Genomic DNA, 25,090 nt, shown 5'->3' on the forward strand with positions numbered 1-25,090 from the left:
CATGATTGGAGGATCCCTTGGCCGCCGCAGATCGTGAATCGTCAGAGAAACGCCAGCTTCTTGATGACGAGGTAAGCCTTGAGAAAGTGCATATCTCGACTCTAGTCGCGCATGCGCTGGTGCTTTGTGCCGTGATCCTGCCGATGGTCGTGGCCGACAAGTACCACGACTTTCTCGCCATAGTTGCAGCCTGCTGCATGGTGGCTCTATTTGCACTTCAGCTGGTCCTGAAGCGGGCAGCCCAGTCTGTGCGCAACCGCAACATCACGAACTACGTTATCACCCGCGACTCTCGCGAGCAGATCCAGGAACTGTTCGCGATGACCGATATGCTCCAGGCCGCCGAGACCTATGAGGACGCTGGCGCCGTATTGATGGCCACAGCGCGCCGCTTGCTGCCCGGCTACGGCGCGGCACTGTTCGTGTTCAACAACTCGCGCGACCGGCTCGATCTCGCGCGGGCGTGGGACATGCCCGAGGGCTACAGCGTTCCCGAGATGCTCTCGCCCTCGAACTGCTGGGCGCTGAAGCGCGGCAAGCCGCACGTCAATTCGCCGGCAGTCGGTACCCTGTGCTGCGCGCACCATCCCTCGGATATCGCCACCGTCGAAATGCCGATGATGGCCTGCGGACAACTGCACGGCCTGCTGATCATCGCCCATCCTGACTCGGATGGCGCCTACGATCACATCATGGAAATCCGCCGCCTCGGCCGCGCCTTGGCGGACTCCATGTCGCTCGCCCTTTCCAACATTGCCCTGCGCGAGAAGCTGCGCACCCAGTCGCTGCGCGATCCGCTGACCGGGCTGTACAACCGCCGCTACATGGAAGACGCGCTGGAACGATTCGTGTCGCTCGGTTCGCGCACCGGGGCAAGCACTGCCGTGGTCATGCTCGATCTCGACAACTTCAAGAAACTGAACGACGAACATGGCCATGCCAAGGGCGATGCCGTCTTGCGCGATGTCGCGGCACAGATCGTCGGGTGCCTCAGGCCGACCGACGTGGTCTGCCGCTATGGCGGGGAGGAACTGGTCGCCATCCTGCCTGACTGCTCGCTTGAAGACGCGATGGACAAGGCCGAAATCCTGCGCCAGCGCATCGAATCGCTGAGCGCCAGCCACGAGTGCGCAATATCTGCCTCGCTCGGCATCGCGACCGTCCCCGAAACGGCAACATCGGCAACCGACATTGTGCCGATTGCCGACGCTGCGCTCTATGCTGCCAAGAAGGCTGGCAAGAACTGCGTGAGCCCTGCAGAAAAGCGCGCGGCACGCGAAGCGCCAAGGCTGGCAACAATCAAGTCACGCCAGAACTGAGCGCTGCGGAGCGGTACACCCCGCAGCGCCCTCTGCCTCAGAAGTCGGCGTTCAACTCCACGCCCAGCACGCGTCCGCGCACCAGCGGCGAGAACGTGCCGGCCTTGGGATTGTCGGCAAACGGCCGGTCGACGCCGGTCGAAAGCGGGCCACCAAACACCGGGATCTGCGCCGCCGTACCCAGCTGCGTGTCCCCACCATGCTGGACCTGATCGAGCAGGTTGCGGCCATAGACCGTGAAGGTCAGCCCACCGGTCTTATAGCTGATCGAGGCGTCGAGGTTGTCGGACGAGGTGATCCAGCCAAAGTTGTTGTCGGTATAGGCAAACCGGTCGCGGTGCTGGAAGTTGGCGCGGGCGACGATGGCATTGCCTTCGCCCACCGGGAAATCACCCAGCACGCCAAAGCCATAGGTCCACTTCGGAGTGCGTGGCAGGTCGAGCGCCTTGTCCGCGTCGTTGACCACGCCGTCGCTCGAAATGTCGAACAGCACCTTGGTGTACTCGGCATCGATGTAGCCGAAGTTCGCGGTGAGCAGGAAGTTCTTGCCCACGGCAAAACGGCCTTCGCCTTCGATGCCGGTGATGCGGGCGTCGGCAGTGTTGAAGATGGACTGGGCAACACCCGCCGCAGACCCTTCGTTGACCTCACGCTGCATGTTGCCAACCTCTGTGCGGAAAGCCGCCAGGTTTAGCGTCAGCTTGCGATCCGGTGTCTGGAACTTGGTGCCCAGTTCGAAGCTGTCGACCTGCTCCTCGTCGAACGAAAGGCCGCGCGTTGCTGCCACTGCCTCGAAGGCGCGGGCATTGGTGATGCGGAAGTTGTACCCGCCCGAACGGAAGCCGCGCGTCCAGTTGCCGTAGACCTGCGCATCGCCGTTGAAGCGATACTGGAAGCCGAGCTTGGGGCTCCAGTTCTCCCACGTACGCTTGTCCTTGAAGCCGTTGTTCTCGTTCGGGATAAGCGGGTTGACCCCGGATGTCGGGCAAGTGCCGGCCACGACCGAACAATTGGAACGAGGCCGAATGTAGGTGACGGCGACGTCCTTGGTTTCCTTGGACCAGCGGATGCCTGCGGTCAGCGTCAGCTGGTCGGTCACATCGAAGTCGCCCGACGCAAACAGGCCGAGCACGTCGTGATCCTGGCGACCCCCGCCGATCTGGGTCAACGGGCTGATGAACGTGGGGAAGAAGCGCAGCTCGTCGTAGCGCAGGTCCTGCGTGAACCAGAAACCGCCTGCCGTGAAGTCCAGCGCACCGAAGCGGTTGTTGTAGCGGATTTCATCCGAATACTGGCGCTGCTTGAACAAGGAATTAGAGTGGAAGATGAATACCGGCTTGGAATCGATGTCGCCCCCGGTCGAGGCGTCATAATCGCGGAAGCCGAAGATGTTGGTGATCTTGCCATCACCCACGTCGATTTCGGTCTTGTGCGTCGCAAACCAGGTGCGGTTCTTGTAAAAGCCGCCGTTATCGATCGCAAAGTCGAAGGTGTCGCGCTTGTAGAGGCCGTGGTTCTGGCCGGCGGGGCCATCGCCCTCGCTGTTGAAGTATTCGACCTTGGCAACCATGCGGATCGCCTCGGACGGCAGGAATTCCAGCGCACCGCGCAGGATCTGGGTCTGCGCCTTGCCGAAGTCCTTGCCATTGAACAGGTTCTTGAAATAGCCCTCGTCGTTGTTGACGTAACCGCCGACCTTGAAGTTCAGCACGTCCTTGATCAACGGACCGGACACCACGGCCTGCGCCGCGAAGTTACCCGATCCGCGCCCGGAATCGATCGGCCCTTCATAGAACACGCGGAAGTTGGCGCGCAGATCCGGCGTCGGATCGCCGGTGTTGATCAGGACCGCGCCCCCGGTGGTGTTGCGGCCATAGAGGATGCCCTGCGGCCCGCGCGCCACTTCGACCGAGCCCAGGTCGAACACGTCGAACACAAGCCCGTTGTTGACGCCGATGTATACCCCATCCACGAACACGCCGACGGTCGGGTCGATCGAAGGGATCGAGCTGTTCACGCCGAGCCCGCGGATCGAGAAGTTGGCGGTCCCGCGCGAGGTGCCGACCTGATCGAGCGAGACGTTCGGCGCGCTGTAGGTCAGCGTCTGGATATCGCGCACCTGCAGCGCCTGCAGGCTCTGGGCATTGAATGCGGTGATCGCAACCGGCACGTCCTGGACGTTCTCGACGTCCTTCTTCTTCGTGGCGGTGACGATGATGTCGGCGTTAAGCACGTCAATCGCCGACTGCTAGTGATCCTGCGCCGCGTCCTGACCATAGGCCACGCCCGCACCCGTGACGACGAGCGCAAGGGCGCTGAGCCCACGGCAAATTCCTTGCGAAACCCTGCTCTTTGTAACTGGCATTCACAGCTCCCGTTTATCTTGTGGAGCAAGAATGCCCGCTGCGCAGCGGCGTTCAACCTGTTTTCAAGTGCGCAATTAATTCTTACAAAGCGCGTGGCATATTTACATCAATGTCAGCCATGTTGATCCAGTTCGTTGCCGGTAAGCGTGACGACGTGCAGCAGGTTGGTGGCCCCGGGCGTGCCGAAGGGAACGCCGGCCAGCGCGACAAGCCTTGAGCCGGCGGTGCCGAAGCCATGACGCAAGGCCATGCGCTTGCCCTTGGCGATCATCTCCTCGAAGCTGCCGATGTCCTTGGTGCTGACGGCGTGGGCACCCCACAGCAGGCCCACCTTGCGCGCGGTCTTCTGCGATGGCGTCAATACCAGCATCGGCACGCCAGGCCGTTCGCGGGCCACGCGCCGCGCGGTCGACCCCGACCCCGTGAAGACGATCACGCCTGCGATCGGCAGGGTGTTGGCGATGCTCGCCGCAGCCTGTGCCAGCGCGTCGGCCGTGGTCGGATCGGGCAGGGTCTCGATGAAGTGGACGCGCGCGCCATAGCCCGGATCGGCTTCGACCTGCGCAGCGATACGGTGCATGATCGTCACCGCCTCTTCCGGCCAGGCCCCTGCGGCGGTTTCGGCCGAGAGCATGACCGCGTCAGCCCCGTCATAGACCGCGTTGGCGACGTCGGACACTTCGGCGCGGGTCGGCGTCGGCGCTTCGATCATCGATTCGAGCATCTGCGTGGCGACGACCACCGGCTTGCCCTGGCGGCGCGCGCTTTCGACGATGCGCTTCTGCAGCGGCGGCACTTCTTCAGGATTCAACTCCACGCCAAGGTCGCCACGGGCAACCATGATGCCGTCGGAAAGCTCGATGATCTCTTCCAGACGCGAGATCGCGGCAGGCTTCTCGATCTTGGCCATCAGCGAACCGTAGCCGCCCATCAGGCGGCGCGCTTCGGCAACGTCCTCTGGACGCTGCACGAACGACAGGGCGATCCAGTCCGCACCATGCTCGACGGCAAACGAAAGGTCGCGGCGGTCCTTGTCGGTCAACGCCGGGACCGGCACCACGGCATCGGGCACATTGACCCCCTTGCGATCGGAGATGACCCCACCAACCTCGGCGGAACAGAGAATCTCGTTCTGGTCGGCCCGGATCACGCGCAAGCGCAGCTTGCCATCGTCGATCAGCAGGCGCTGGCCCTTCTGCAGGATGCCGAACAGTTCGGGATGCGGCAGTTGGACGCGGGTCTCGTCACCCGGCTCGGGATTGCGATCAAGCGTGAAATGGCCCGAGTGGCGGATCACCGCACGGCCTTCCTTGAACTTGCCCACCCGCAGCTTCGGTCCCTGCAGATCGCACAGGATCGTGATGGGGCGGTTCACCTTCTTCTCGAGCGCCCGGATATTGGCGATCGTTTCGGCATGGGTGGCGTGCTCGCCATGGCTCATGTTGACACGGAAGGCGTCAGCGCCTGCGCGAAAGAGCTTCTCGAGCATTTCCGGCTCGCGGCTGGCGGGTCCTACCGTGGCGAGGATCTTCACTTTACGTCCGCGAGGATCGAGCTTGGCCACAGCTTGGGTACTCCTTATGAATCTGCGGGATGCGCTATGGCCCATGCCATTTCAAAACCCAAGGAAGATTACCGTGGATACGAATGCAATCGATACGCTTCCCGATTCCGTAGCGGCCGCCGCCTTCCGCCGCCTGGTAAAGCACCTCCAGCACCGCCACGATGCCCAGAACATCGACCTGATGGGCCTTTCGGGCTTCTGCCGCAATTGCCTGGCGGACTGGATCATCGAAGGCGGCTTTGCGGGCGATAAGGCCGCCGCACGCGAAGTGATCCACGGACTCCCCGCAGCCGAATGGAAGGCCCGCTACCAGACCGAGGCAACGCCCGAGCAGCTCGCGCGGATGGAAGAAAGCCTCAAGAAGAACGCTGGACATCCTTGATGTGAAGGAAAGGCATCCGGCCTTTCCTTGCGGCACCGGCCCGCTCCCCCGCCCGACCACCCAGAGGGTACCTTTGTCGGGTGGCGGGCGGGGGAGCGGGCCGGTGCCGTCAACAAAAACGCCACTAATCCCCGGACTATCCACAGGCCCGGTTTTGCCCGAATCCTGTGGCGCGTCTATCAGCCGCGCCAATTGATTCACCCGCATACCCGGAGACTTTCCCGATGGTCGAATTCGACGATGCCAAGACAGCAGACGATCGCCTGCGCCTCCTGATCGAGCGCATCGAACGCCTCGAAGAGGAAAAGAAGGGCATCGGCGACGACATCAAGGACGTCTACAACGAAGCCAAGGCCACCGGCTATGACGCCAAGATCATGCGCCAGATCGTCCGCCTGCGGAAGATGAAGCCCGACGACCGCCGTGAGATGGAAGCCGTGCTCGAAACCTATAAGAACGCTCTCGGCATCGACTGATCGCGTTTCCCGGGCAGGAGCGGAACCACCAACCTGCCCGGCCATTGGCATCCTGTAGTTTCAGCAGGATAGCCCCATGACCCAGACCGCCACCGTCCGCCCGCCGATCCACGAAGACGGGCTCCCCGGCAGCGAGGCGAGCCTCGATCCCAAGCCCGAATGGCAGCCGCGCTATCCCGGTTCGGGGCGACTGAAGGGCAAGGTGGCGATCGTGACCGGGGCGGATAGCGGCATCGGCCGCGCCGTCGCCGTCCTCTTCGCACGCGAGAGCGCGAAAGTCGCCATCGCCTATCTCAATGAGAACGAGGACGCCGCCCGCACCCGCGAACTGTGCGAAGCCGAAGGCAGCGAAGCCCTGACCTTCTCAGGCGACCTCGGCGATCCGGAAGTGGCCCATGCCCTCGTCGATCTGGTCATCGGCGACTGGGGCCGCCTCGACGTCCTCGTCAACAACGCAGGCGAACAGCACCCCGACAAGGACATCCGCGACGTCACCGCGGACCAGCTGCAACGCACTTTCCAGACCAACATCTTCTCGATGTTCTACCTCGTCCAGGCCGCGCGCGAGCACCTCAGGCCGGGCGCGGCCATCGTCAACTGCACTTCGATCACCAGCTACAAGGGTGAACCCGAACTGCTCGACTATTCAAGCACCAAGGGCGCCATCACCGCCTTCACCCGCGCCCTGTCGGAACAGCTCGTAAGCGAAGGCATCCGCGTCAATGCGGTCGCCCCCGGCCCGATCTGGACCCCGCTCAACCCTTGCGGCGGCGCGTCGGAGGAGAAGCTCGAACACTTCGGCGAGAACACACCGATGGGCCGCCCGGGCCAGCCCAACGAGGTGGCTCCCAGCTTTTTGTTCCTCGCCTGCGAGGACTCGTCCTACATGTCGGGCCAGGTGCTGCATCCCAATGGCGGCACGGTGGTCAACGGCTAACCCCAGCTCAGCGCCACCGCCAGCACGATGGCGTTCGATGCGATGTGGTTGAGCATCGAGGCCAGCAGGCCAAGCCTCACCCGCATGTGCGCGAACATCAAGCCTGACCAGAACTGCGGCAGCACCATCGGCACGGCAGCGAGCGTGATCGTCGGGTAATTGAAAAGGTGCATTACCGCGAAAAGCGCAGTGGTGCCGTAAAGCAGCAGGGCGAAGTGTCGGGCGAACCACGGTGGAACCCTCGTGTCTCGCCGTTTCCGCCACCAGGTCACCGCCGCAACAAGGACCGTGGCCAGCAATATTCCCCCACCCGCGAGCGGCTTGCCCCGGCCCAGCGCCACGAAAACGATCAGCCCGGCCAGGACCACGCCGATCAGGGCCAGCACGCGCCGCGTCCCGCTCATCCAGCCGCGAAAGAACAGTTCCTCCAGCACCGGCGCCAGAAGCACCGCTCCGCCCCACAGCGCCAGCGGCCCCATTCCTTCGAAGGCATTCGGTGGCGATAGCGCAAAGGCCTTCTGCCACAGCGCGATCAGCGGCATCACCACCAGCCCCAGCACCCCAATCTGGAATGCTGTCAGCACAAACCAGCGGGAAAGCGCTCCATCAGCGTTCAACCCGGAAGCCGCCATCGGCACGGGGCGGCGCAGGAAGGCGATCAGTTCGGCAAGGGTCGTGCGGATCATCGCTGCCTCATGCCTGCAATTGCGCCGATGCGCCACACCGATTGCCGGAACGCGCGGCGTCGGCTAGGGGCGATGCAGATTCCAAAACCTCGCAAGAAGCACGGACCATGGCAGGCCATTCCAAATTCAAGAACATCATGCACCGCAAGGGCGCGCAGGACAAAAAGCGCTCGGCGATGTTTTCCAAGCTCAGCCGCGAAATCACCGTGGCCGCCAAGATGGGCATGCCCGATCCGGACATGAACCCGCGCCTGCGCGCCGCGGTCAACGCGGCCAAGGCCCAGTCCATGCCCAAGGACAACATCGCCCGCGCGATCGACAAGGCGTCGAAGGGCGAAGGTGATAACTACGAGGAAGTGCGCTACGAAGGCTACGGCCCGGGCGGCGTCGCGATCATCGTCGAGGCGCTGACCGACAACCGCAACCGCACCGCCACCAACATCCGCACCGCTTTCTCGAAGAACGGCGGCAACCTTGGCGCATCGGGCGCGGTGAGCCACGGCTTCGAACGCCTCGGCCTGATCGAATACCCCGGCAAGGTCGGTGACGAGGAGAAGGTCCTCGAAGCCGCGATCGAAGCCGGTGCCGAAGACGTCGAATCCGACATGGGCGATGGTGACGAGAACCCCGGCAGCCACCAGATCTGGGTCGCGGTCGAATCGCTGCACGAAGTTGCGCGCGAACTCGAAAAGACCCTGGGCGAGGCCGAAGGCGTCAAGCTGGCATGGAAGCCGAGCATGAAGACCTCGGTCGATGCCGACAACGCCGCCACCCTGCTCAAGCTGATCGACGTCCTTGAGGACGACGACGACGTCCAGACCGTCTGGGGCAACTACGACATCCCCGACGACGTCATGGAAACGCTGGGCTGATGCCACGGGCAACGGCAGCGCTTCCAGTTGCCGTTGCACTCGCGGCGCTGCTCTCCACCGGCGGGTCGGTGGCGAAACCTGCCCGCCTCGGCGCGGCTCGTCCTGCAAGCCTGTGCGCAAACGACGAACGCGTGGTCTACACCTGCCGCTTCGGCGTGAAGCTTGGCAGCGTTTGCCTGGCACGCAACTCGCTGCACTATCGCTTCGGACCACACGGCCGTCCCGAATTGCACATTGCCAGCACGCCGGACTGGAGCAACATCCACACCGGCGGCAATCGCAGCCAGGGCGGCCTCAACCAGGACTACATCCGCTTCACCAACGGGATGACGCATTACGTCGTCCACGTCGATGAAACCGGCAGCCTCAACGAGAACCCCGGCAGGCAGTCCTCGGGAATAGAAGTGCTGCAAGGCTCCTCGGGCGAAAATGCGCTCGCCAGCCTCACCTGCAGGTCGCCAGCCTCGTTCGACGGGAGCGCCTATGACGACCTTGCCAAGGCAGCACCCAAGGACTGGGATGGCGCCGAAACGCCTGGCGGACCATTCGAGGTTATCTACTGAACCATGATGCCGCTCGCCATAAAGGCCGTGCTCTCCGGCCTGCTCATCGCGCTGATCTCGGAGATTGGCCGCAAGCTGCCCACTGTCGGCGCACTGGTCGCTTCCTTGCCGCTCGTCTCGGTGCTCGGCATGGTGTTCCTGTGGAACGCCCGGCCCGATGCGGAGAACATGGCGGTCCATGCGCAAGCAACCTTCTGGTACGTCCTGCCCTCGCTGCCGATGTTCCTCGTGATCCCCGCGCTGCTGCGCCACGGCGTACCGTTCTGGGTTGCTCTGGTCGCGGGCTGCGTGCTGACGGTGCTGCTCTATCTGGCCATGATGCAGATCGGCCCCCGCTTCGGACTCAAGCTGTAAGATGATAATCCTCGGTATCGACCCCGGCCTCACCGTCACCGGCTGGGGCGTCGTCGCTAAGTCGGGCAGCCGCCTCAGCCACGTCGCCAACGGCCAGATCCGCACCGACAACAAGGCCACCATGGCTTCACGTCTGGTCGAACTCGATTCCGCGCTTGCCGCCGTGATCGACATCTACAAGCCTGATAGCGGCGCGGTCGAGGAAGTCTTCGTCAACGTCAACCCGCAGTCCACCCTCAAGCTCGGGCAAGCGCGCGGCGTTGCCATGGTCGCGGTCGCACGGGCGGGAATCCCCGTGGCCGAGTATCCCACCAAGGTCATCAAGAAGGCGCTGGTCGGCACCGGCGGTGCGGAAAAGCAGCAGATCCAGCACATGCTCAAGATCCTGCTCCCCGGCGTCCAGCTTGCGGGCGAGGACGCCTCCGACGCCTTGGCCGTGGCGATAACCCACGCCAACATGCTCGGCAGCCATCGATAGGCCGGAACGACTGCCACGATCCGGCGTATGCACCGGATGGACGCACTGAACGACAGATTGAGCGACGAAGACTGGATGGCGCGCGCGCGCGATCTCGCCATCTCCCGCAAGGGCACCGATCCCGCCAACACCCCCATCGCCGCAATCATCGTGCGCGATGGGCAACTCCTCTCGCACGGCGTCAACCGCACGGCCGAACATTGCGACGCCACCGCCCATGCCGAAGTCATGGCGATCCGCGCTGCAGGCAAGTCCTCCGGCGAAATGCGATTTCCCGGTGCCACGCTCTATTCCACGCTCCAGCCCTGCGGCATGTGCACCATGGCCTCGATCTGGGCGGGGATCTCGCGCATCGTCTATGGCGCGGGGCGTGATGACGTCCACGAGATGTACTTCGAGGACCGCCATCTTTCTACCCTCGATTACGTGGCCGATGCCTGGAAGGACGACCTGACGCTGACCGGCGGCATCCTCGCCCACGACTGCGCCACGCTCTACTACCGCCCATGGGACGACGTGCCAGAGGACCAGCAAGCCAACGACTAGCGCCCCCTTCGCTAGGGGCTTAGGGCACCCCTTTCTTCTCCCCTCCCGCAGGCGGGAGGGGTTGGAGGTGGACATTTAGCGCCAACACCCGCCGCCACTCCACGCATTTGGCGCGGGTATCCTCTGGCCACGGCAAAAAGTTCCTGCCATAGGAACAAACCATGATCGCCAAGCTGACCGGCATTCTTGATGATACCGGGCCCGATTGGGCCGTGATCGACGTGAACGGCGTCGGCTATCTCGTGCAATGCTCGGCCAAGACGCTGACCCATCTCGGCATCCGGGGGGACAAGGTCGTCGTCCACACCGAAATGCAGGTGAGCGAAACCGACCAGCGCCTGATTGGCTTCACCAGCGCCGGCGAACGCGCCTGGTTCCGCCTGCTCACCGCGGTGCAGGGCGTCGGCAGCAAGGTGGCACTGGCCATCCTCTCGGCCCTGTCGATCGAAGAACTCCAGCGTGCCTGTGCCCATGGCGACAGCGCCATGGTCGCCCGCGCCAACGGCGTCGGCCCAAAGCTCGCCAGTCGCATCGTCAACGAGCTGAAGGACAAGGCCGGCGGCCTCGCAGGCTACGCTTCGCCAGTTGGCATGGCCAGCGGCGAGGTCTTCGCCCCACCCCCCGGCAACGCCAGCGCCGACGCCGTCTCCGCCCTGCAGAACCTCGGCTTCAAGCCCGCCGTGGCAAGCAGCGCCGTCGCCGCTGCGGTCAAGGAACTGGGCGAGGACGCGGGGCTGAACGAACTGGTGCGCGTGGCGCTGAAGAGGGCGGCAGGTTGAAGCGCATTCTGATCATCGGCGCAATCGTGAGCGCGTTGGCGCTGGTATGGCACTTTGGCAGTTCCGAGTTCGCCATCGACTCTTGTCTGGATAGCGGCGGAGCCTGGGATTATGCTTCGCAGAACTGCCGGCACTCATGACACGCCTCCTGGCTTTGCCATTAAACCCCCAACCCGGTATGATCCAGCCATGACCGACCTCAGCTTTTCCATCCCCTCGTCTCTCGAAAGCCGCGTCCAGCAGCGGATAGCCGATGGCGGTTATGCCGATGCCGGAGCCTATCTGCGCGATCTGATCCAGCGCGATCTCGATGAGGCGGCGGACACGGCTTGGGTCCGCCGGATGATCGAAGAGGGAGAAGCTTCGGGGTACATCGAGCGTGATGCGCGCGAAGTGCTGCGGGAAATCGCCGAAGAGCGCCGCGCCCGGCGTGCCTAGGATTGTTCTGAGCAGGGCCGCCCGCCGTGACCTGGTCGAAATCTTCGAGTATGGCGAAGCAGAGTTCGGTGCGGCTGCGGCAGATGCTTATAGCGATGCAATCGAGGAACGCTTCGACCGCCTTGTCGATCATCCGCTGATTGGCGAGGCAAAGGACAGCTGGGGCGAAGGCGTTCGCCAATTGCCATGCAACCGGCATCGCATCATCTACCGTGTCCTTGGCGATACCGTGCGGATCATTCGCATCCTGCATCACTCCCGCGATGTTCAGAAGCACCTCCAGGCATGACTGATAACCCCCTCCTTTCCGCCGCCTCGCAGATCGAGGATCAGGACGCCGCGCTGCGGCCCAAGACTCTGGCCGAGTTCGTCGGGCAGGCGGCTGCCAAGGACAACCTGCAGGTCTTCATCGAAAGCGCGAAGATGCGGCGCGAGGCGATGGATCACGTGCTGTTCTTCGGGCCGCCGGGCCTTGGCAAGACGACGCTCGCCCAGATCATCGCGCGCGAACTCGGCGTCAATTTCCGCGCCACCTCCGGCCCGGTCATCGCCAAGGCAGGCGATCTGGCGGCGCTGCTGACCAATCTCGAACATGGCGACGTCCTGTTCATCGACGAGATCCACCGCCTCAATCCCGTGGTCGAGGAAGTGCTCTATCCGGCAATGGAGGACCGCGCGCTTGATCTGATGATCGGCGAAGGCCCTTCGGCCCGCTCGGTGCGGATCGACCTGCCGCCCTTCACCCTGATCGGCGCGACGACGCGGCAGGGCCTGCTGCAGACCCCCTTGCGCGACCGCTTCGGCATCCCGGTGCGCCTGCAGTTCTACTCGGTCGAGGAACTGGAGCGCGTCGTCGCACGCGGGGCCAGCCTCATGGGCATCGGCATCGACAAGGGCGGCGCCACCGAAATCGCCCGCCGCTCGCGAGGCACCCCCCGCGTCGCCGGCCGCCTGCTGCGCCGTGTCCGCGACTTCGCGCAGGTGGCAGGCGCGGACAAGATCACGCAATCCATTGCCGACAACGCGCTGACCCGGCTCGAGGTCGACAAGATCGGCCTCGACCTGCAGGACCGCCGCTACCTGACGATGATCGCCGACATCTACAAGGGCGGGCCGGTCGGCGTCGAGACGCTCGCCGCCGGCCTGTCCGAGCCGCGCGACACGATCGAGGAAGTGATCGAACCCTATCTGATCCAGCTCGGCATGATCGCGCGCACGGCGCGGGGGCGCTGCCTCAACGACCGGGGATGGCAGCACCTTGGCCTCACTCCGCCGACCGGCTCGACACCCTCGCTTTTCGACCAGGCAGACTAGCGCCCGAGTCTGCCCTCCACGCGCGAAAGTTGCAGGAGAGTTAGGGGTGAGTTGTGGGGGAGTTGCCGTAGAGTTGGATTCAAAGCTTCATCCTCGCAGGGCATTCGGTCCCATTCTGGCACAGAGTTAACCGTCCCCCCGCTCCGGTCCCGTTTTCGGGCAGATTCAAGGCTGACAACACGGTTAACGCCATTGCCCCCGCGCGCCCCATCTGCGTTCTTCGATCGGTAAGGAAGGGTCAGCAGAGCATTAACCCGCGTCTGGTAGCCCCTTCCGCAAAGATACGAAACGGAAGCAACGATCATGTCGGTTCGGATGGCATTGGCAAAACTGGCGGCGGCTGCAGCGGGCGGGGCGATGCTCGGCGGCGGCGCCGTGCACGTTTCGGAAGCGCCCTCGAAGGGCGAGATCCACCACGTCAAGCCCGTGAAGGTCAAGACGACCAAGCCCGCCAAGCGGATCGCGAAGCGCCCGGCCAAGCGCGAAATCCACCGCGCCCGCCGGATCGTGACGACGACCACCACCAAGACTTGCGAGCCCGCGCCGCAGATGGCGATGGTGCCGGTTCCCTACATGCCACCGATGCCGCCGCAGCCGACCGGATCGAGCGGCGGCGGGGTGCCCGTGGTGATCGGCGGCGGCGGCATCGGCGGCTTCGGCGGCGGCTTCTTTGGCGGGTTCTTCGGCGGCAGCAGCGGCGGCGGTGGCAGCGTAGTCGTCTCGTCGACCAGCACCGGTTCCACCTCCACCTCGGGCGGCTCCACTTCGTCGTCAACGTCGGGGGGATCGACCTCGACCAGTTCGGGCGGCATCACCAGTTCGACCACCACCGGCGGCGTCTCGACTTCGACCGGCGGCGTTTCCACCTCGACCTCGACGTCGTCCGGCAATGTCAGCACGTCGAGCGGATCGGTCAGCACCAGCTCCGGCAACGTCAGCACCAGCAGCGGCAACGTCTCAACCTCGAGCGGGAACGTCAGCACCTCGTCGGGCAACGTGAGCACCAGTTCGTCAACCTCGACGTCCTCGGGCAACGTCACCTCGAGCTCGTCGACCTCGTCGTCCACGTCCAGTTCGACCTCAAGCTCCACGTCCTCGTCGACGTCTTCCTCGACCTCGTCGTCAACCTCGTCCTCGACGTCTTCGTCCAGTTCGAACGGCGGCACGACGACGACGACCTCGTCGACCAGCAGCGGCACCGAAGTGCCCGAGCCTTCGATGGTGATCCTGTTCGGCGCGGCTGCCGCGGGCCTGGTCGCCCGCCGTCGCTACGGCAAGCCGAAGAAGGCCTGAGGCACACTATTCGGCCCGCGTCAGCGGGTTACGGGAAGGGCGGCGTCCGGGGGAAGCCGCCCTTTTTGCTTGTCCGCTATTCTCTTGCTCTAATCGCAGCCGCCATCACCGCAATCGCCGCTTCCGGCGTCGGTCGCCCACCACATGCCGCCCGAGCTGTCGCCGGATTTCCGGCGCCGTTCCGGCGTATCTGCCTGCGGCTTGAGCGCAATAAGCGCCAGCCCCAGCACGAGCACCACGATTGCGACAAACCCCCAGAACAGTGCCGGCATAGCTCGATCCTCTCTCCCGATCGGAGAGTGCGCGCTTCGACCGGCGCCGTCAAACGGCGATTGCCTCAAACCTGAAGGATGCCGGCAGCATACCAGCCCATCGCGCCGCCGATCGCCATGATCTGCAGGAAGGCAATCGTCTTGAGCCGGCTGACGAAAGGCTGCTTGCGCGTCTTGTGCCGGAACACCCGCCGGGCCAAGAAGGCACCGGGCGTACCTCCGAGGAACGCGCCCATCAGCAGGTTTGCTTCGGACGTACGCCAGAACCCGCGCAGCGCCGCGCGCTTGTCGAACCAGAAGGCTGTGAACGTCTGCAGGTTGACGAGCAGGAGCCAGCCAGCGGCGATCTTGAGCAGCGGCAGATCAGCCAGCGCTTCCAGCATCGATTCCATCGTGAGCCTTGGCCATCATGTCCATGAAGTTGCGCGCCGCATCATGGTCCTCAGCGTGCTTGAACGCCACGTCGAGATCGGGCGCGCTGCCAAGCATGTGCAGCAGCGACCACAGCCCGAAGCGGCGCGCGCGGTCCTTCTCCAGCCCGAAATCGACGAGCATCTTCTCGATACCCGCTTCCATCGCGGCAGGGGTGATGGCGGCAAAGTCATCGCTGCCGAAATAGCGGCGGAGCTGGTCGTCGAGTTCCATGGGGGTGCCGTTAGGGGAGTGGCGTTGGGGGTGCAAGCGTGGTGCTGCGGTCCGGCTGACGCCGGATGCCCACCCCCAGTCCCTCCCGCTTGCGGGAGGGGGGGGAGAAAGTGACCCAAATCCTGCTCCCATCCCGCAACGTGGCACGAGGCCTGCATCCCCCTCCCGCAAGCGGGAGGGGTCAGGGGTGGGCATTCGCCGCCAGGCGAACAAACCCCACCATTCCCGCACCATCTCCAATTGATCCGCCACCCACTCAAGCCACCGTGAACCAATGCGCGAATTCAAACCTCGCAACACAACCCGCGCCCGCGAACTGCGCCGTGAGGCAACACCGATGGAGCGCAAGCTCTGGCGCTATCTGTCGGGCGGAGCGCTGGGCGCCAAGTTCAGCCGCCAAATGCCGGTCGGACCATACTTCGCGGATTTCCTGTGCCGGGAACTGATGATCGTGGTCGAACTGGACGGTCACAGCCACGACCTGCGCCTTGCCCACGACGCGGCGCGGGACCGCTTCATGGCCGAGACCGGCTACAAGGTGCTGCGCTTCACCAATGCCGATGTGCAGAGCAACGTCGAAGGCGTGGCCACTGCGATCCAGCTTGCCATCGAAGCGCGGCGTCAGGACCGGTCCGGCTGACGCCGGATGCCCACCCCCAACCCCTCCCGCCTGCGGGAGGGGGGCGAGAGGTTGCGCGATGGGATGAGGTTGCTGCGGTAACGACGGTCAGCCACCTGACCAAAAGAGCGCCCCGCCACCCACACAAACAAGCCCCTTTCTTCCCCCCTCCCGCAAGCGGGAGGGGCCGGGGGTGGGCATTCAGCGAAAGTTGTTTCTAATTCGAAGTCCATATCATTCCGCGAAACTCAATTATCCATTCATGGAGTTCAACGCCTTGACCCTGAGGACGCTCCGCATAAGCCATACAAGCTTGCTCATGCAAATTGCTCCATACACTGCCGTAAATGTTCCGGCGTAAAGAAACAGCCTATCAATAATTCCCCAGTTCGACTTAAGCGATCCAACCAAGCAATAAGTAGCGGCAACGAACAATGCTGCCAAATTTTGGCCAAGTATCTCCCAAAGCTGATAGGAAGATTTAGATTTTGCCAGAGGCAGAAACTCCGCCTTTTCGATCATATTCGTAAGGAAGCCTGTCGTGGCCACGATCAACCCAATGAGCGTCAAGCAAGCTGCCAGCCAGCGGCTGAGAAGATCGGGCAGCATTTCCAGATCAATATGAAATAGAACAATACCATAAAATTGGGGAAAAATCCAAAAAGCGGCGGCTGTCACCATCGCGGCGAGAAAGTCGGTCAACCGGTGATTGCGCCAATAAAAGGTCATCGCACCAAATCTATAGAGGTAGCAAACTTCAAAGCATCACCCTGCTTGCGATAGGCGGCATCTAAGACGGAGAAGGCGTGAGCCGATTCAATGGCTCTAGATCGATTATCAATTTTGACAAAATGTTCCGTCGAAATAAGGTATTCTTGCAACAAATCCAGAGGTTTGCTTACAAGATTCCTCCTGCCACTGACTCGTAGCCTAGTAAGCTCCTCCCGACTTTGATTGTTTGAAAAAAGATTGTAAGCGATCTTCTTTAGATCTAACTTTGGATTTGCTACCGTCTTTAAAGTAAATTATACAGTCTTAACTTGGTTTATCTTGGCGCATGCTGCAATTGCAGCTCCGATATGCCTATCACCCTTTGCGATAGCTTCAGCTTCAGTAGCTGGCGCTTCAACTTCGAGCTTGGAGATGAACTCAAAATCTTTGAGTTGATCCAAGACTGATCGCTGGAAAAGTGGCAAAAATTTTATGGCAGATTTCACAAATCCTGCCGACTTGAACAGAAGGTATTCCCCCAAGGCAGATATCCTCGGCGCATCTCGATTAAACTCGGCGACCGCATAACCATCTGCGTAGATGATCACGTGTGACCAGTCCATTATTCCTGCACTTCGGGAAATATTTAACGCCGATATACGACCTCCCTCTTCGATCAATGGGAGGTCAGATCTGCGAATTTTTGCAAGCTGAATTCGGATCGGAAATGCAGCAGAATCAACAAATACTGAATGCACCACTTCCCCACTCGTGGTGGGTAGGTATCTTCCCTGATCGTTAAACGGCAGAGAGTCTATGTGACGTACTGCCTGTTCAAGCTGTGACGACACTTCTGCAAAGTGCGCGATGCGAAAGAAATAGACTTTGCGGGAAACTTGAGAGTGATTTTGTGACAAATGCATTTCCCCTATGTTTTCCGCAAAGTCTCCTAACTCCTCACTCCGCCGCAATCCCCGCAGCGCCGAACATGTCGACATCCACCTCGACCGGCGCTTCGACATTCGCCGCCGACTTCGCCGTGCGGCGCTTGTCGAAGCTCGACCATACCGTGTTCCAGTCGCCCTTGGTCGCCGCCTTCGAGTATTCCGTGGCGCGGGTTTCGAAGAAGTTGGCGTGTTCGACGCCGTTGAGGAGCGGGGCGAGCCAGGGGAGCGGGTGGTCTTCGATCATGTAGATCGCCGGCAGGCCGAGCTGCGACAGGCGCCAGTCGGCGATGTAGCGGATGTAGCGCTTGATTTCCTTGGCGCTCATGCCCGGTACCGGGCCCTGTTCGAAGGCGAGGTCGATGAAGGCGTCTTCGAGGCGCACCGTCTTCTGGCAGCAGTCGATGATGTCTTCCTTCACCGCCTTGGTCAGGCAGCCGCGCTCTTTCACGAAGGCGTGGAACAGGCGGGTGATGCCTTCGCAGTGGAGCGATTCATCGCGGACCGACCACGAAACGATCTGGCCCATGCCCTTCATCTTGTTGAAGCGCGGGAAGTTCATCAGCATGGCGAAGCTGGCGAAGAGCTGCAGGCCCTCGGTGAAGCCGCCGAACATGGCCAGCGTGCGGGCGATGTCCTCGTCGTTGTCGACGCCGAAGGTCTGCAGGTAATCGTGCTTGGCCTTCAGCTCCTCGTATTCGAGGAACATGCCGTATTCGCTTTCAGGCATGCCGATGGTGTCGAGCAGGTGCGAATAGGCGGCGATGTGCACCGTCTCCATGTTGGAGAAGGCGGCGAGCATCATCTTGATCTCGGTCGGCTTGAACACGCGGCCGTATTGTTCGTGGTAGCAGTTCTGCACTTCCACGTCGGCCTGGGTGAAGAAGCGGAAGATCTGCGTGAGCAGGTTGCGCTCGTGATCCGAGATCTTCTGCGCCCAGTCGCGGCAATCCTCGCCCAGCGGCACCTCTTCGGGCATCCAGTGGATCTGCTGCTGGCGCTTCCAGAATTCGTAGGCCCAGGGATATTCGAAGGGCTTGTAGGTCGGGCGGGCTTCAAGAAGGGGCATGGCGGTGTCCTGTGCTGATTCTTTGAATGTAAGGTCTGATGCGGTCAGGCAAAAGCGCGGGCGCGGCCTTTGCGGGGGATAGTGGCGGGGTTTTCCACGCGATTGAATCGTGCCCTTTGGGGCAGGAACCCTCGACCCGGCGACAGGGGCCATCGGACTGGCGCTGCGCCCGGTTTCGAAGCGGAACGGCGGACCCGGCGCACGGTTGTGAAGGCAAGGGCGCGCGATCGGCAGCGCCCGTGAAACTTCATAGAATTCGCAGGAGAATTGCCATGGGCGAGTACGAGCCGAACGATTCCCGCAACGTCACCGGCGCCAATGCCGGCGAGCGGCAGCAGCAACAGCAGGGCGGAACCGGCCAGGCCGACCGTCAGGAAGGCATCCGCAGCCCCGGAGGTGCCGACCAGCAGACCGGCGGCGACCGCTGGAGCGGCGACTACACCGGTGGCCAGATGGGCCAGCAGTCCGAACGGCAGAACCAGGGCCCCAACAGCTCGCGTTCCGACAATTCCGGCACCGAGGGCCAACAGGTCCAGTTCGACGCGGGCCAGCGCCAGATGGGCGGGGGGCAGTCGGGCGAACAGATGGGCTACGGCAACAGCACCGAACGCACTTCGGGCATCCGAGAGCATATGGAAGTGATCGGCGCCGATGGCGTGCACATCGGCACGGTCGATGGCGTCGAGGGCGACCGGATCAAGCTGACCAAGAAGGACTCCGGCGCGGGTTTCGAAGGTGGAACCCATTCCGGCCACCATCATTACCTCTCCACCGGGCTCGTCGCCGAAATCGAAGGCGACAAGGTTCGCCTTTCGGCGAACGGCGATGTGGCCTGGGGCATGCTCGAGGAAGAATAAGTCCGGAAAGGCAGCGAGGCCTTCCCGCTGTCCTGTCCCGGCGGCTCGCCGGGTGCCGGATCGCAAGAACGTCCCGCCCCCTTCGGGACCAGGTCGTGCCACGCGACCGGAGAGCGCTCCGCCGAAAGGCGGGGCGTTTTTCTTTATTTGCGGGGTGCGAAAAGCCCATCCGGGCTTTCCTAGCGGCACCGGCCCGCTCCCCCGCCCGGCTACCCACGAGAGTACCCTGAATGGGTGGCCGGGCGGGGGAGCGGGCCGGTGCCGCAAGCCCCTGACGGACGTCAGGGGCGCAACCAGCGAAGACTCGCTTACTTCCAGAACCAGCCGGGCTTGAGGCTGCGGTCCTTGCGGTTCTTCCACATCGAGAAGTACATCCACAGGCCCGAGATGCTGAAGAACAGCAGCGCCACACCGGTCATCAGCGATATCGCCGTGCCCACGGGTCCGAATTCCTCGCCCGAATGCAGGTGGTGGAACCAGCCGACCAGCGACTTCATCCCGCCCGGAGGCGCCTTGGGCCGGCACATCATGGTTTCGGGGCAGACGAAGCCCTGCGGAACCGGCGGAGGCCCGGCCTGCTCGCCCGCTGGCCAGAGCGCGGTCACGTGGCTGGCGACGCCGGTGAACGCCATCCAGATCATGAAGACCCCGAAGAACACCGTGATCCAGCGGTGCCACTTGCGCATGAAACGAACCCCTTTGATAATGCGAATTGATCGCAAGATTAGACAAATCCGCCTTAGCGGGCCTGACCGGGATCGTGCAAGCACAAGTCTTGTCGCGGATTGTCGCATGGAAGCGCCAGCCGCAAAGTGTCGCGGGGTGTAACGGGGATGTGCTGCCCGGCAGTCGGTCAGACGTCTTGTGACGCATAGAGACTGCCGGACGGAGCATGGGTTCGCCTAGGCGAAGGGCATGGCTGGCACCACCATCACTGACAGTATGAGACCACAGTGTGCGTAAACTGTGTGTTGGATACAAGGTTTTGCGCCACAATATCGTACTCCGATCGTCATGTCCCGACGCTTTCGTAAACATCTGCAGCAAAATGACCGGTTTGAGCCCCAAAAAGTTTACGGTAATCTCGAATTCTGATTCTAGGCCCAAAGGATGGCCGGAGACAATCGGTATCTGTCTTTTCATACCCCGAAATTTTGCTCCCGCTCCACAACCTGTGGTGTAGCTCTCCAGATCTCTTACCACATATGGGGCGCGCCACCGGGGCGGGTGTCGAGATCAAACACTGTCTATTATGCGCTCACTCGGCTTTGAAGTTCACTTCAAAGCCGAGTGAGCGCAACCGCCGAAGGCGGAAGAACCCATAAGCTAAGCGCCCAATCACGAACGTCAGCTCTGCTGCTTCTGGACGCGATATCTGATCAGGGGGGCGTTAAGCCCAGCTCTAGCTGGTCTTCAAATTCGTTCTGGCTGTCGGCCGCCATCATGCGCTCCCATGCACTCAGGTCGGCCAAGTTCACGCGCCCGATAGACACCAAGTTGCGCGTGGTCTCAACTTTCTCACGCAATCGCTGCAACACCGCTAGGAAGATGCCCCGCAGCTCGCGGTAGTCATCGACCGTGGCGCCTTCGCGTTCAGCCTGATTGGACAGGTGCTGAGCAAGGGCGATCAGCGCGTCATCTGAGAAAGGCGCGGTCATAGCGCCGCCCAGTCCAGCTCGGCTTCGTCCACAGCATCGAACATTTCTGGGTCCGCACCCGTATCGCCTAGACGCTTTCGCACAGCTTCAGGACCGCCGTTCTTCGGAAAGCCGCGATCGGTCTTCGCGATTCCAGCAAGCTGGCCTAGGAAGCCGCCACGCTCACCTTGTTCAAGTACCCACTGCCCGAACGGTAGAGTGAGGATCAGCGTGCAATAGGCACCCCCTTCGTGGGGTGATCGGCGTGCAAAAAGGACCCCTTCATCCCGGGGATTTAGTCGGCCGACTGGTTTTGATCAGTTGGCGAGAACGGGATGTTGATCGTGGAGACAGTGGTTCGGATTCGGCGTGAGCATGCAGCGGGTAAGGCGATCAAGGCGATCGCTCGTGACCTTCGTTTGTCGCGGAAGGTCGTCCGCAAAGCGATCCGGTCGCCGGAGGCGGCGTTCAACTATCAGCGCAAAGTCCAGCCGCTGCCGCGGATCGGTCCTTATCAGGATCGTCTCGATGCGCTGCTTGAGGAGAACGAAGGTCGCGGCCGCCGCGATCGGCTACGGATGACGCGTATCCATGACCTGCTGGTGCGCGAGGGGTTCGATGGATCCTATGATGCGGTGCGCCGCTATGCGGCGCGCTGGCGTGCTGCGCGGCGGAAGGATGCTGGCGAAGGCGCACCGGCGTTCATCCCGATGACCTTCCAGCCGGGTGAGGCCTACCAGTTCGACTGGAGCCACGAGGATGTGGAGATCGCCGGCAAGCCGATGCGGGTGAAGGTGGCGCATATGCGTCTCTGCGACTCGCGCGCACCCTATGTCCGGGCCTATCCGCGCGAGGGCCAGGAGATGCTGTTCGATGCCCATGCCCGGGCGTTCGCGTTCTTCGGCGGTGTGCCGCGACGCGGTATCTACGATAATCTATGGACGCCTCCCGCCGCAAGGTAGTTCTGATCGTTGCATCCGGCTTGGGTTGCGTGAATCTATCCGGCCTGTGGTCGGAGCGGTCACGCTCCTGGCCTTGATGGGAGTCCGCTACTTCTTGCCTCATAACATGATCGGCCTCGATGGCCTTGTCGTAGATCAGGCTTCGAAGCGGCGGCCCTTGCCGTTGCACCATCAACATCCACCTCGCAATTCTTCGGGGACCTAGCCCCGTTCAGCCAATGCGTTACGCTGGCAGGTAATCTTCCTTCCGGGCCAGCAGCACCCAGGCCAGGCGAGCGGTCTTGTTGGCAAGCGCCACGAGCGCCTTGTTGAAGCCTGCTCGAGCGACAATGCCCTTCAGCCAGACTGATCGCCCATCGTCTTTTGCAGCAAGTCGGCTGATCACCGCCCGGGCCCCATGAATAAGCTGGCGCCGCAGATAATGGTTGGCGCGTCGCCCGATGCCGCCGAGCCTGGGCTTGCCGCCGGTCGTGTACTGTCTTGGCACTAACCCGATCCACGCGGCGAGCTCCCGGCCTGAGCGGAAATGCCGACCGTCATCTACCGCGGCAACAAGTGCGGTCGCAATAACCGGCCCGACGCCCGGCAACGCTGCAAGCCGGCGACAGGCTTGATGCTCGCGGCAGATGCTAACGAGCTTGGCGTCGAGCTTCGCAAGTCGGGCTTCTACGTCGGTGAGCTGATCCATCAGCTCAGTAAACAACTCGCGGGCAAGGTTGGACAAATCAGCCTCGGCCACGGCTGCCGGGACTTGCTGACGAAAGCGCCACGGGCCTTTAGGTAAAACTACGCCGTACTCGGCGAGAAGCCCCCGGGCGTGGTTGATGAGCGAGGTGCGTTGGACGACCAGCCGCTCTCGCACGCGGTGCAGGCTTTGAAGATCCTGCTGCTCGGTCGTCTTCACCGGGACGAAGCGCATCGTCGGCCTCGAGGCCGCATCGAAGATCGCCTCTGCGTCGATGGCATCGTTCTTGGACCCGCGCACGAACGCCTTGACGAACCTTGGGTTGACCAGGCGCACTTGGCGACCGGCCGATGAGAACCGTCGACCCCAGTGGTGGGCGCTCGCACAAGCCTCCATAGCAACAATCGCGGGATCAAGTTCGGTGACTGCGTTCTCGAGCTTGGCACGACTTACCTTGCGCGAGATAACTACCCCATCGGCGTCGATCCCGTGCAGGTGGAACGACTGCTTGCCCAGATCGATCGCGAGCATCTCCATTGTCATTGCCTTCCTCCTTCTTGTTGACCGACATGTTGGTCGGAAGACGGGAGGCGTCCATCCCATAATATGAAGACGGCGGTGACGGCCGTGTTCACCGGCAAGGAGCGTGTGTTCAACCGCCGCTTCCTGATCATGACCGATCATTACATGGTCGAGCCGACCGCCTGCTCGCCGGCGGCGGGATGGGAGAAGGGCCAGGTCGAGCAGCAGGTCCAGACAATCCGAGGCCGCTTCTTCCAGCCGCGGCTCCGGTTCGCCAGCCTGGCCGAGCTCAACGGGTGGCTGGAGGCCGAGTGCCGGCGCTGGGCCGAGCATCATGCCCATCCCGAACGCGGGGATATTACCGTCGCCGAGGCGCTGGATATGGAGCGACCGGCCCTGCAGCCGATCCTGGCACCGTTCGACGGCTTCCATGAGAGCGAGCATGCCGTCACCGGCACCTGCCTCATCAGCTTCGATCGCAACCGCTACTCGGTCATGTCGACGGCCGCACGCCGGACCGTTCAGGTGCGCTCCTATGCCGATCGCATCGTCATACGCTGCGGCGATGCGATCGTCGGGGAGCATGAGCGCCACTTCGGTCGGAACCGCACGATATACGATCCCTGGCATTATCTGCCGGTCCTCGCGCACAAGCCCGGCGCGCTGCGTAACGGCGCACCGTTCCAGGACTGGGATCTGCCGCCCGCCCTGCACCGATTACGGCGAAGGCTCGGCACCGGGGACGAGGCCGATCGCAGGTTCGTGCGGGTCCTCTCGGCGGTGCTCACCGATGGCCTGGAGCCGGTAGAGGCTGCCGTGCGCGAAGCGTTGGCGAACGGAACGGCCAGCGACGAGCTGATCCTCAACATCCTCTCCCGGCGCCGCGAGCCGGCGACACCCCACAGCATCGTCACTTCGGAAGACCGGATGCTGCAGCATCCTCCGCTCGCCGACTGTGCCCGCTATGATCTGCTGCGAGGCTATGATGCAGCGGCATGATATGATCGACACGATGCGCGGCCTCGGACTCAAGGGCATGGCGGCGGCGTTCGACGAGGCGGTCACCACCGGCCTCCAGCGCAAGCGCACCACCATGGAGATACTGACCGACCTGCTCCGTGCTGAGGCGACCCACCGGGATGCAGCCTCCATCCGCTATCGGATGACGGCTGCGAGGCTGCCCGTGGTGAAGGACCTGGAGCGGTTCAGCTTCGAGGGCACACCGATCAATGAGGAGATGATCCGCTCCCTTCACGATGGCTCCTTCCTCCCGCCTCGCCGCAATATCGTGCTGGTCGGCGGCACGGGGACAGGCAAGACCCACCTCGCCATCGCGATCACCGCCAATGTCGTGCGAAGGGGCGCTCGCGCCCGCTACTTCAACACCGTCGATCTGGTGACACGCCTCGAAGAGGAGACCCGGATCGGCAAAGGCGGGACCCTGGCGGCGCAGCTGTCGCGGCTCGACCTGATCGTTCTCGACGAGCTCGGTTATCTGCCGTTCGCCCGCTCGGGAGGGCAGTTGCTGTTCCACCTCATCAGCAAGCTTTATGAGCGGACCAGCGTCATCATCACCACGAACCTCGCCTTCGGCGAATGGCCGACCGTGTTCGGCGATCCCAAGATGACCACGGCGCTGCTCGACCGCGTCACCCACCACTGCGATATCGTCGAGACGGGCAACGACAGCTGGCGCTTCAAAAACCGCAGCTGACAGCCACCTTCGGCGCCTTCAAAAATCTATCTTGCGCTGCGCGCGCCTCCGGTCGGGCTACGCCCGCCCTCCGCCGCACGCAGCGC

30 protein-coding genes and 2 pseudogenes are annotated in these 25,090 nt (G+C 62.8%); 19 read left to right on the top strand and 13 right to left on the bottom strand.

Annotated elements, in window-relative coordinates; translation table 11 throughout:
• Positions 1–17 precede the first annotated feature (17 nt).
• Positions 18–1,319 carry a sensor domain-containing diguanylate cyclase gene (locus AC3WLM_RS06965; protein ID WP_492476977.1) on the top strand — a complete coding sequence of 434 codons (1,302 nt, stop codon included), beginning with the start codon at positions 18–20 and terminating at the stop codon, positions 1,317–1,319.
• A 37-nt stretch (positions 1,320–1,356) separates the two neighbouring features.
• On the opposite strand, the gene AC3WLM_RS06970 is transcribed toward AC3WLM_RS06965, so the two are convergent.
• Both AC3WLM_RS06970 and pyk read right to left on the bottom strand, forming a co-directional pair.
• Positions 1,357–3,552 (bottom strand): TonB-dependent receptor, encoded by a 2,196-nt coding sequence (locus tag AC3WLM_RS06970; protein ID WP_492476978.1) that lies wholly within the window; start codon positions 3,550–3,552, stop codon positions 1,357–1,359.
• Between the two features lie 245 nt (positions 3,553–3,797).
• A complete protein-coding gene (gene pyk / locus AC3WLM_RS06975; protein ID WP_052242250.1) occupies positions 3,798–5,294 on the bottom strand; it encodes a pyruvate kinase in 1,497 nt (498 codons plus the stop codon).
• Positions 5,295–5,322: 28 nt separating this feature from the next.
• Here pyk and AC3WLM_RS06980 point away from each other — a divergent pair, with 28 nt between their 5' ends.
• The 3 genes from AC3WLM_RS06980 (at position 5,323) to AC3WLM_RS06990 (ending at position 7,044) form a co-directional block, all read left to right on the top strand.
• Positions 5,323–5,631 carry a DUF1244 domain-containing protein gene (locus tag AC3WLM_RS06980; RefSeq protein ID WP_370584326.1) on the top strand — a complete coding sequence of 103 codons (309 nt, stop codon included), beginning with the start codon at positions 5,323–5,325 and terminating at the stop codon, positions 5,629–5,631.
• A gap of 224 nt (positions 5,632–5,855) precedes the next feature.
• On the top strand, positions 5,856–6,107 hold the full coding sequence (locus tag AC3WLM_RS06985) for a DUF2312 domain-containing protein (RefSeq protein ID WP_039333612.1): 252 nt from the start codon (positions 5,856–5,858) through the stop codon (positions 6,105–6,107).
• 76 nt (positions 6,108–6,183) lie between these two features.
• Positions 6,184–7,044, top strand: a complete 861-nt coding sequence (locus AC3WLM_RS06990) for an SDR family oxidoreductase (RefSeq protein WP_492476979.1) — start codon at positions 6,184–6,186, stop codon at positions 7,042–7,044.
• On the opposite strand, the gene AC3WLM_RS06995 is transcribed toward AC3WLM_RS06990, so the two are convergent.
• Positions 7,041–7,730: a CPBP family glutamic-type intramembrane protease gene (locus AC3WLM_RS06995; RefSeq protein ID WP_492476980.1), complete on the bottom strand. Its 690-nt coding sequence runs from the start codon at positions 7,728–7,730 to the stop codon at positions 7,041–7,043. The two genes, AC3WLM_RS06990 and AC3WLM_RS06995, sit on opposite strands and share 4 nt — an antisense overlap.
• A gap of 107 nt (positions 7,731–7,837) precedes the next feature.
• On the opposite strand from AC3WLM_RS06995, the gene AC3WLM_RS07000 reads away from it, so the two are divergent.
• The 9 genes from AC3WLM_RS07000 (at position 7,838) to ruvB (ending at position 13,074) form a co-directional block, all read left to right on the top strand.
• Positions 7,838–8,602, top strand: coding sequence for a YebC/PmpR family DNA-binding transcriptional regulator (locus AC3WLM_RS07000; RefSeq protein ID WP_039333607.1), 765 nt, complete (start codon positions 7,838–7,840; stop codon positions 8,600–8,602).
• Positions 8,602–9,165, top strand: a complete 564-nt coding sequence (locus AC3WLM_RS07005; RefSeq protein ID WP_039333604.1) for a hypothetical protein — start codon at positions 8,602–8,604, stop codon at positions 9,163–9,165. Before AC3WLM_RS07000 ends, AC3WLM_RS07005 begins: the two co-directional genes overlap by 1 nt.
• 3 nt (positions 9,166–9,168) lie before the next feature.
• Entirely contained in the window at positions 9,169–9,519 is a 351-nt protein-coding gene (locus AC3WLM_RS07010; RefSeq protein WP_492476981.1) for a DUF3147 family protein, read from the top strand.
• Position 9,520: 1 nt separating this feature from the next.
• Complete coding sequence (gene ruvC, locus AC3WLM_RS07015) at positions 9,521–9,997, top strand: crossover junction endodeoxyribonuclease RuvC (protein ID WP_039333600.1); 477 nt, start codon at positions 9,521–9,523, stop codon at positions 9,995–9,997.
• A 36-nt stretch (positions 9,998–10,033) separates the two neighbouring features.
• The gene (locus tag AC3WLM_RS07020; protein ID WP_492476982.1) at positions 10,034–10,543 is read left to right on the top strand and encodes a nucleoside deaminase; all 510 of its coding nucleotides are present in this window, start codon (positions 10,034–10,036) and stop codon (positions 10,541–10,543) included.
• 161 nt (positions 10,544–10,704) lie between these two features.
• Positions 10,705–11,322, top strand: a complete 618-nt coding sequence (gene ruvA / locus AC3WLM_RS07025) for a Holliday junction branch migration protein RuvA (RefSeq protein ID WP_492476983.1) — start codon at positions 10,705–10,707, stop codon at positions 11,320–11,322.
• Between the two features lie 189 nt (positions 11,323–11,511).
• The gene (locus tag AC3WLM_RS07030; protein ID WP_039333596.1) at positions 11,512–11,760 is read left to right on the top strand and encodes a ribbon-helix-helix domain-containing protein; all 249 of its coding nucleotides are present in this window, start codon (positions 11,512–11,514) and stop codon (positions 11,758–11,760) included.
• Positions 11,753–12,049 (top strand): type II toxin-antitoxin system RelE/ParE family toxin, encoded by a 297-nt coding sequence (locus tag AC3WLM_RS07035; RefSeq protein WP_492476984.1) that lies wholly within the window; start codon positions 11,753–11,755, stop codon positions 12,047–12,049. Before AC3WLM_RS07030 ends, AC3WLM_RS07035 begins: the two co-directional genes overlap by 8 nt.
• Complete coding sequence (gene ruvB / locus AC3WLM_RS07040; protein WP_039333591.1) at positions 12,046–13,074, top strand: Holliday junction branch migration DNA helicase RuvB; 1,029 nt, start codon at positions 12,046–12,048, stop codon at positions 13,072–13,074. The genes AC3WLM_RS07035 and ruvB overlap by 4 nt, the downstream gene beginning before the upstream one ends.
• A 569-nt stretch (positions 13,075–13,643) precedes the next feature.
• Here ruvB and AC3WLM_RS07045 read toward each other — a convergent pair.
• Entirely contained in the window at positions 13,644–14,273 is a 630-nt protein-coding gene (locus AC3WLM_RS07045; RefSeq protein ID WP_236727103.1) for a hypothetical protein, read from the bottom strand.
• 4 nt (positions 14,274–14,277) lie between these two features.
• On the opposite strand from AC3WLM_RS07045, the gene AC3WLM_RS07050 reads away from it, so the two are divergent.
• Positions 14,278–14,367 (top strand): PEP-CTERM sorting domain-containing protein, encoded by a 90-nt coding sequence (locus tag AC3WLM_RS07050; protein ID WP_230487715.1) that lies wholly within the window; start codon positions 14,278–14,280, stop codon positions 14,365–14,367.
• Between the two features lie 89 nt (positions 14,368–14,456).
• On the opposite strand, the gene AC3WLM_RS07055 is transcribed toward AC3WLM_RS07050, so the two are convergent.
• The 3 genes from AC3WLM_RS07055 to AC3WLM_RS07065 all read right to left on the bottom strand — a co-directional run bounded on the left by AC3WLM_RS07055 (position 14,457) and on the right by AC3WLM_RS07065 (position 15,284).
• The gene (locus AC3WLM_RS07055; RefSeq protein WP_039333589.1) at positions 14,457–14,639 is read right to left on the bottom strand and encodes a hypothetical protein; all 183 of its coding nucleotides are present in this window, start codon (positions 14,637–14,639) and stop codon (positions 14,457–14,459) included.
• 65 nt (positions 14,640–14,704) lie between these two features.
• The gene (locus AC3WLM_RS07060; protein ID WP_236727102.1) at positions 14,705–15,031 is read right to left on the bottom strand and encodes a DUF1294 domain-containing protein; all 327 of its coding nucleotides are present in this window, start codon (positions 15,029–15,031) and stop codon (positions 14,705–14,707) included.
• On the bottom strand, positions 15,003–15,284 hold the full coding sequence (locus tag AC3WLM_RS07065; RefSeq protein WP_039333587.1) for a hypothetical protein: 282 nt from the start codon (positions 15,282–15,284) through the stop codon (positions 15,003–15,005). The genes AC3WLM_RS07060 and AC3WLM_RS07065 overlap by 29 nt, the downstream gene beginning before the upstream one ends.
• Positions 15,285–15,558: 274 nt before the next feature.
• Here AC3WLM_RS07065 and AC3WLM_RS07070 point away from each other — a divergent pair, with 274 nt between their 5' ends.
• Positions 15,559–15,924 carry an endonuclease domain-containing protein gene (locus AC3WLM_RS07070; protein ID WP_062345910.1) on the top strand — a complete coding sequence of 122 codons (366 nt, stop codon included), beginning with the start codon at positions 15,559–15,561 and terminating at the stop codon, positions 15,922–15,924.
• Positions 15,925–16,155: 231 nt separating this feature from the next.
• Here AC3WLM_RS07070 and AC3WLM_RS07075 read toward each other — a convergent pair whose 3' ends face one another.
• The 3 genes from AC3WLM_RS07075 to AC3WLM_RS07085 form a co-directional block, all read right to left on the bottom strand.
• Entirely contained in the window at positions 16,156–16,632 is a 477-nt protein-coding gene (locus tag AC3WLM_RS07075; protein WP_492476985.1) for a hypothetical protein, read from the bottom strand.
• A gap of 296 nt (positions 16,633–16,928) precedes the next feature.
• Positions 16,929–17,537, bottom strand: coding sequence for a hypothetical protein (locus tag AC3WLM_RS07080; protein WP_492476986.1), 609 nt, complete (start codon positions 17,535–17,537; stop codon positions 16,929–16,931).
• 34 nt (positions 17,538–17,571) lie between these two features.
• Complete coding sequence (locus AC3WLM_RS07085; RefSeq protein ID WP_039333582.1) at positions 17,572–18,627, bottom strand: ribonucleotide-diphosphate reductase subunit beta; 1,056 nt, start codon at positions 18,625–18,627, stop codon at positions 17,572–17,574.
• A 584-nt stretch (positions 18,628–19,211) separates the two neighbouring features.
• Here AC3WLM_RS07085 and AC3WLM_RS07090 point away from each other — a divergent pair.
• Positions 19,212–19,484 carry a DUF2171 domain-containing protein gene (locus tag AC3WLM_RS07090; protein ID WP_492478099.1) on the top strand — a complete coding sequence of 91 codons (273 nt, stop codon included), beginning with the start codon at positions 19,212–19,214 and terminating at the stop codon, positions 19,482–19,484.
• 308 nt (positions 19,485–19,792) lie between these two features.
• On the opposite strand, the gene AC3WLM_RS07095 is transcribed toward AC3WLM_RS07090, so the two are convergent.
• Positions 19,793–20,278 (bottom strand): PepSY domain-containing protein, encoded by a 486-nt coding sequence (locus AC3WLM_RS07095; RefSeq protein ID WP_492476987.1) that lies wholly within the window; start codon positions 20,276–20,278, stop codon positions 19,793–19,795.
• A 585-nt stretch (positions 20,279–20,863) separates the two neighbouring features.
• On the bottom strand, positions 20,864–21,142 hold the full coding sequence (locus AC3WLM_RS07100) for a hypothetical protein (RefSeq protein ID WP_492476988.1): 279 nt from the start codon (positions 21,140–21,142) through the stop codon (positions 20,864–20,866).
• A 314-nt stretch (positions 21,143–21,456) separates the two neighbouring features.
• Here AC3WLM_RS07100 and istA point away from each other — a divergent pair.
• Positions 21,457–22,065, top strand: a pseudogene (istA, locus tag AC3WLM_RS07105) (IS21 family transposase); the annotation flags it as partial.
• Between the two features lie 241 nt (positions 22,066–22,306).
• Here the strand turns inward: istA and AC3WLM_RS07110 are convergent.
• Entirely contained in the window at positions 22,307–23,305 is a 999-nt protein-coding gene (locus AC3WLM_RS07110) for an IS110 family RNA-guided transposase (RefSeq protein ID WP_492478100.1), read from the bottom strand.
• A 66-nt stretch (positions 23,306–23,371) separates the two neighbouring features.
• Here AC3WLM_RS07110 and AC3WLM_RS07115 point away from each other — a divergent pair.
• Positions 23,372–24,289: pseudogene (locus AC3WLM_RS07115) on the top strand (Mu transposase domain-containing protein); the annotation flags it as partial.
• Positions 24,276–25,004, top strand: coding sequence for an IS21-like element helper ATPase IstB (gene istB, locus AC3WLM_RS07120; protein ID WP_031304487.1), 729 nt, complete (start codon positions 24,276–24,278; stop codon positions 25,002–25,004). The pseudogene AC3WLM_RS07115 and the gene istB, both read left to right, overlap by 14 nt.
• Positions 25,005–25,090: the final 86 nt, after the last annotated feature.

It is taken from the genome of Novosphingobium sp. FW305-C-30-35, assembly GCF_058783135.1.